The 4911-nt window shown below is 70.9% G+C and carries 3 protein-coding genes and 1 pseudogene; 1 reads left to right on the top strand and 3 read right to left on the bottom strand.

Annotation, left to right across the window (positions count from 1 at the left end; translation table 11 throughout):
* Window positions 1–392: 392 nt before the first annotated feature.
* Window positions 393–2993: an ATP-dependent chaperone ClpB gene (gene clpB, locus AC1MIR_RS27220; RefSeq protein ID WP_480031304.1), complete on the bottom strand. Its 2601-nt coding sequence runs from the start codon at window positions 2991–2993 to the stop codon at window positions 393–395.
* Window positions 2994–3113: 120 nt separating this feature from the next.
* On the opposite strand from clpB, the gene AC1MIR_RS27215 reads away from it, so the two are divergent.
* Window positions 3114–3866 carry an MOSC domain-containing protein gene (locus tag AC1MIR_RS27215; RefSeq protein ID WP_480031303.1) on the top strand — a complete coding sequence of 251 codons (753 nt, stop codon included), beginning with the start codon at window positions 3114–3116 and terminating at the stop codon, window positions 3864–3866.
* A 46-nt stretch (window positions 3867–3912) separates the two neighbouring features.
* Here AC1MIR_RS27215 and AC1MIR_RS27210 read toward each other — a convergent pair whose 3' ends face one another.
* Window positions 3913–4377 carry a DUF4167 domain-containing protein gene (locus tag AC1MIR_RS27210; RefSeq protein WP_480031302.1) on the bottom strand — a complete coding sequence of 155 codons (465 nt, stop codon included), beginning with the start codon at window positions 4375–4377 and terminating at the stop codon, window positions 3913–3915.
* A 191-nt stretch (window positions 4378–4568) separates the two neighbouring features.
* Window positions 4569–4911 (bottom strand): annotated as a pseudogene (locus tag AC1MIR_RS27205) (hypothetical protein); the annotation flags it as partial.

Below are 4911 nucleotides of genomic sequence, written 5' to 3'. Positions count from 1 at the left end.
CCCCGACCAAACAAAACACCAACACTCTCCATCCGGCCACCCTTCCCACCGCGCAGCACCTAACCGCCGCACGAACAGGCAAGAGCAACCAGAACATACTCCCCTCGCAGATGCACAGATTGAAAGAACAAGTCCCACACCCCAGGCAGGTCACCCAGCCAGAGGCACCACCTCATCGGTGATGGGATCCCGCCGATTCCGTGGCGAGGGCGACGAATATAGCGGCCGAAGCCGCTGTGTTCAAGCCCTGCCTTTTCGGCGAGCCGGCGAACCGTTCGGTCCGTCGGTGGAGCGGGCTTCTACGGGCCCGCCCTCACCCTGTCAACGCGCTGTCATGCGGCGCGCGTCATGGCAGCCATCCGATGCTGCATGCTTGACGCATCCCGTCCCGATCACGCCGCAGCGGCGCGGGGCGACTCGGGCGCAGTCTCACGCACCTCAAGCCCGTCGGGGCCCGCGGTGACGGACAGCCGCTCGCCGTCCTTGATCCGGCCTTCCAGCAGCAGGCCCGCGAGCCTGTCCTGCAGGCTGCGCTGGATCACGCGCTTCAGCGGCCGCGCGCCATAGGTCGGGTCGTAGCCGGCCTCGGCCAGCCATTCCCGCGCGCTCTCGTCCAGTTCCAGCGCGATGTTGCGGTCGGCCAGCAGCTTGCGCAGGCGACCGAGCTGGATGTCCACGATCGCCGCCATGTCGCCGCGCGCGAGGCGGCGGAACAGCACGATCTCGTCGAGCCGGTTCAGGAATTCCGGCCGGAAGCGCTCGCGCACCGCGCGCATCACCGCGGGCCGCGCCGCCTCGATGTCGGAGATTTCGGGCAGTTCCGCGATCGCCTGGCTGCCGAGGTTGCTCGTCAGCACGATGATCGTGTTGCGGAAATCCACCGTGCGGCCCTGGCCGTCGGTCAGGCGCCCGTCGTCGAGGACCTGCAGCAGCACGTTGAAGACGTCGTCGTGGGCCTTCTCGATCTCGTCGAACAGGATCACCTGATACGGGCGCCGCCGCACCGCTTCGGTCAGCGCGCCGCCCTCGTCATAGCCGATATAGCCTGGCGGTGCGCCGATCAGGCGGCTGACGCTGTGCTTCTCCATGTATTCCGACATGTCGATGCGCGTCATCGCGCGCTCGTCGTCGAACAGGAAGTTCGCGAGCGTCTTCACCAGCTCGGTCTTGCCGACGCCGGTGGGGCCGAGGAACAGGAAGCTGCCGATCGGCCGGTTCGGATCCTGCAGGCCCGCACGCGCACGGCGCACGGCCTTGGAGACCGCCTCCAGCGCTTCCTCCTGCCCGACGACGCGCTGGCGCAGCACATCCTCCATGCGGAGCAGCTTGGCGCGCTCGCCTTCCAGCATCTTCTCGACCGGGATGCCGGTCCAGCGCGAGACGACGGCGGCGATGCCTTCCTCCGTCACCGCCTCGTTCACCAGGCGACCGTCGCCGTCGCCGGCGGAGGCGATCTGCTGCTCGAGGCCGGGGATCACGCCGTATTTCAGCTCGCCGGCGCGTGCGTAGTCGCCCTTGCGCTCCGCGAGTTCGAGTTCGGTGCGCGCCTTGTCGAGCTCCTCCTTCGCCTTCTGCGTCGCCTGCACCTTGCCCTTCTCGGCGTCCCAGCGCGCGGTCAGCTCGCGCGAGCGCTCCTCGATCTCGGCAAGCTCCTTCTCGAGCTTCTGCAGCCGGTCGCGGGACGCCGCGTCGTTCTCCTTCTTCAACGCCTCGCGCTCGATGCGCAGCCGCGTCAGGTCGCGGTCCACCGCGTCCAGCTCCTCCGGCTTGCTGTCCACCTGCATGCGCAGGCGTGACGCCGCCTCGTCCACCAGGTCGATCGCCTTGTCCGGCAGGAAGCGGTCGGTGATGTAGCGGTTGGAGAGCGTCGCGGCGGCGACCAGCGCGCTGTCGGTGATGCGCACGCCGTGATGCGTCTCGTACTTGTCCTTGATGCCGCGCAGGATGCTGATCGTGTCCTCCACGCTCGGCTCGCCGATGAAGACCGGCTGGAAGCGCCGCGCGAGGGCCGCGTCCTTCTCGACATGCTTGCGGTACTCGTCGAGCGTCGTCGCGCCCACGCAATGCAGCTCGCCGCGCGCCAGCGCGGGCTTGATCAGGTTGGAGGCGTCCATCGCGCCATCCGCCTTGCCCGCGCCGACCAGCGTGTGCATCTCGTCGATGAAGAGGATGATGTCGCCCGCGGCCTGCTCGACCTCCTTGAGCACGCCCTTCAGGCGTTCCTCGAACTCGCCGCGGTACTTCGCGCCGGCGACCATCGCGCCCAGGTCGAGCGCCATCACGCGCTTGTCCTTCAGCGCCTCCGGCACGTCGCCCTTCACGATGCGCAGCGCGAGGCCTTCGACGATGGCGGTCTTGCCGACGCCGGGCTCGCCGATCAGCACGGGGTTGTTCTTGGTGCGACGCGCCAGCACCTGGATGGTGCGGCGGATCTCCTCCTCGCGCCCGATCACCGGATCGAGCTTGCCCTCGCGCGCCGCCTGCGTGATGTCGCGGGCGTATTTCTTCAGCGCGTCGAACTGCTCCTCGGCGTTCTGGCTGTCCACGGTGCGGCCCTTGCGCAGCTCCGTCACCGCCTTCTCCAGCGCCGGCGGCTGCAGGCCGGCGGCGCGCCGCGCGCGCGAAGCGGGGCTGTCCACGGCAGCGAGCGCCTGCAGCATGCGGTCCTGCGCGACGAATTCGTCGCCCGCCTTCTGCGCATGCTGCTGCGCGGCATCCAGCACGCGCACCAGCTCCGGCGTCAGCTGCGGCTGGCCGGCGCCGCCGCCCGAGACCTTCGGCTGCTTGCCGAGCTCGGCTTCCACGGCGGATTTCGCGCGCTGCGAATCGCCGCCGGCGGCGCGGATCAGCCCGGCCGCGGCGCCTTGCTCGTCATCGAGCAGCGCCTTCAGCAGATGCTCGGGCGTGATGCGCTGGTGGTAGTCGCGGATCGCGATCGTCTGCGCGGCCTGCAGAAAGCCGCGGGCGCGATCGGTGAACTTCTCTATGTCCATCGCCAGATCCCTCTCGTGAGCGGAACTGCGGTGCCGTCCGCCCCCGATCGGGCGACGGATGGATCACCTCACGGATGGAAAAATGGTATGCGCGCCCCCGCCGGTTCAAGGGAAGGTCGGATGCGCGTCGAACGAATTGCACGCTACCCGGTGAAGGGGCTCTCGCCGGAATACATGGAGGATGTGGAGCTCGCCGCCGGCGACGGCCTGCCGCATGACCGCCGCTTCGCCTTCGCCCAGGGCGACGGCGCCTTCGACCCGGCGGCGCCGAAATGGCTGCCCAAGCGCAACTTCGCCTGCCTGGCCGTGAATGCCGGCATCGCGGCGATCCATGCGGCCTATGATCCGCGCGCCGACGCCTTGCTGCTCAGCGCCGGGCAGGCGCGCCTGGCGGCCGATCTCGGCACCGCGGAGGGGCGTCTGGCCGCCGCTGCATGGCTCGCCGAGCGCATGGGCGCCGAGGCGCGGGGCGGGCTGCGGCTGGCCGAGGTGCCGGGCCACGCCTTCACCGACATCCCCGACAAGGCGGTCTCGATCATCGGCCTCGCCTCGGTCGCGGAGCTGGGGGAGCGGGCCGGGATGGCGCTCGACCCGCTGCGTTTCCGCGGCAACATCCTGTTCTCCGGCGCCGCGCCCTTCGCGGAGCTGGACTGGGTGGGGCGGGAGCTGCTGCTGGGCAAGGCGCGGCTGCGCATCTTCAAGCGCACGCAACGCTGCGCGGCGACCGAGGTGAACCCCGACACGGCCGAGCGGGACGCCAAGCCGCCGCTCTGGCTGCGCCGGGAATACGGGCATGCCGACATGGGCGTCTATGCGACCGTCCTGGAAGGCGGCCGCGTCGCCGTCGGCGATGCGCTGGAGGTGGTGCGGTAGAAGCGCGCGCCGCCCCCGGCATCGCCGGGGACGGAGGCTTGCGCCGTCAGTTCCGCTCGGAGCCGTCCTCGGCAGGCGCCACGGCCTCGACATCGGCGGCATGGCCGTTGGCGTGGCCGTTGACCTCCACCGGGTCACCCGAGCCTTCCGGCCCGTCCTGCTCCGGCCCGTTCTGGTAGCGGCGCTGATGCTGCGGCTGGTGCGGCCCGCCCTGCTGCTGCTGGGCCTGGTTCATGGCGTTCAGGATGCGGAAGTAGTGCTCCGCGTGCTGGAAGTAGCTTTCCGCCATCACCCGGTCGCCGGCGCCGGTCGCGTCGCGGCCGAGCTGGAGGTATTTCTCGAAGAGCTGCTGCGCCGTGCCGCGGATGCGGACATCGGGCCCATTGCTGTCGAAGACATGGTTGCGGTTGAGCGGCTGGTGGCTGCCGCCGCTCTGGCGGTATCCACCGCCGCCTCCGCCGCCGCCTCCGTGCCGATGGCTGCCGCGGCTGCGCATGCGTTTCATGTTCATGTTTGGGACGATCGCCGTCTCGCAAAAGGCGGCCACGGTCGGGACGGCCCCGGCCGGGAACGCGGATTCATCGGGTTGCGTCACTGCGGCCGCCGGTTCCGCACGGGTGCCCCCTTGCGGAGAAACCCTGACCCCGTGTCAGGGCCGGCGCTGCCTGGCTGCACTCCTGCACCCCGGGCCGCATCCACAACCTAATGCGCCGAGGCCCCGCCGCCAATGGATTTTTTCTCGTCGCCCGCCGGGCCCGTCCGGAGCACCAGGGCGCGGGGAGTGCCGCCCAGGTCCGCCCGGGCGCCCGCCGGGCGCAGGCCGGCCGCCCGCGCCAGGCGCTTCACCGCCGGAAGCTGGCCGGCGCCGAGTTCCAGCACTGCCGCGCCGCCAGGCGCCAGCAACCCCGGCAAGGCCGCGACCAGCCGCCGATAGGCCTCGAGGCCGTCCGCGCCGCCATCCAGGGCCGAGGGGGGGGGGGGGGGGCGGGGCGGGGGGGGGGGCGCCCCGCGCGCGGGCGCGGGGGGGGAGGGGGGGGGGGGGGGC

Source organism: Falsiroseomonas sp. RANM36 (assembly GCF_056682175.1).
This window is presented reverse-complemented; position numbering and strand designations above follow the sequence as displayed.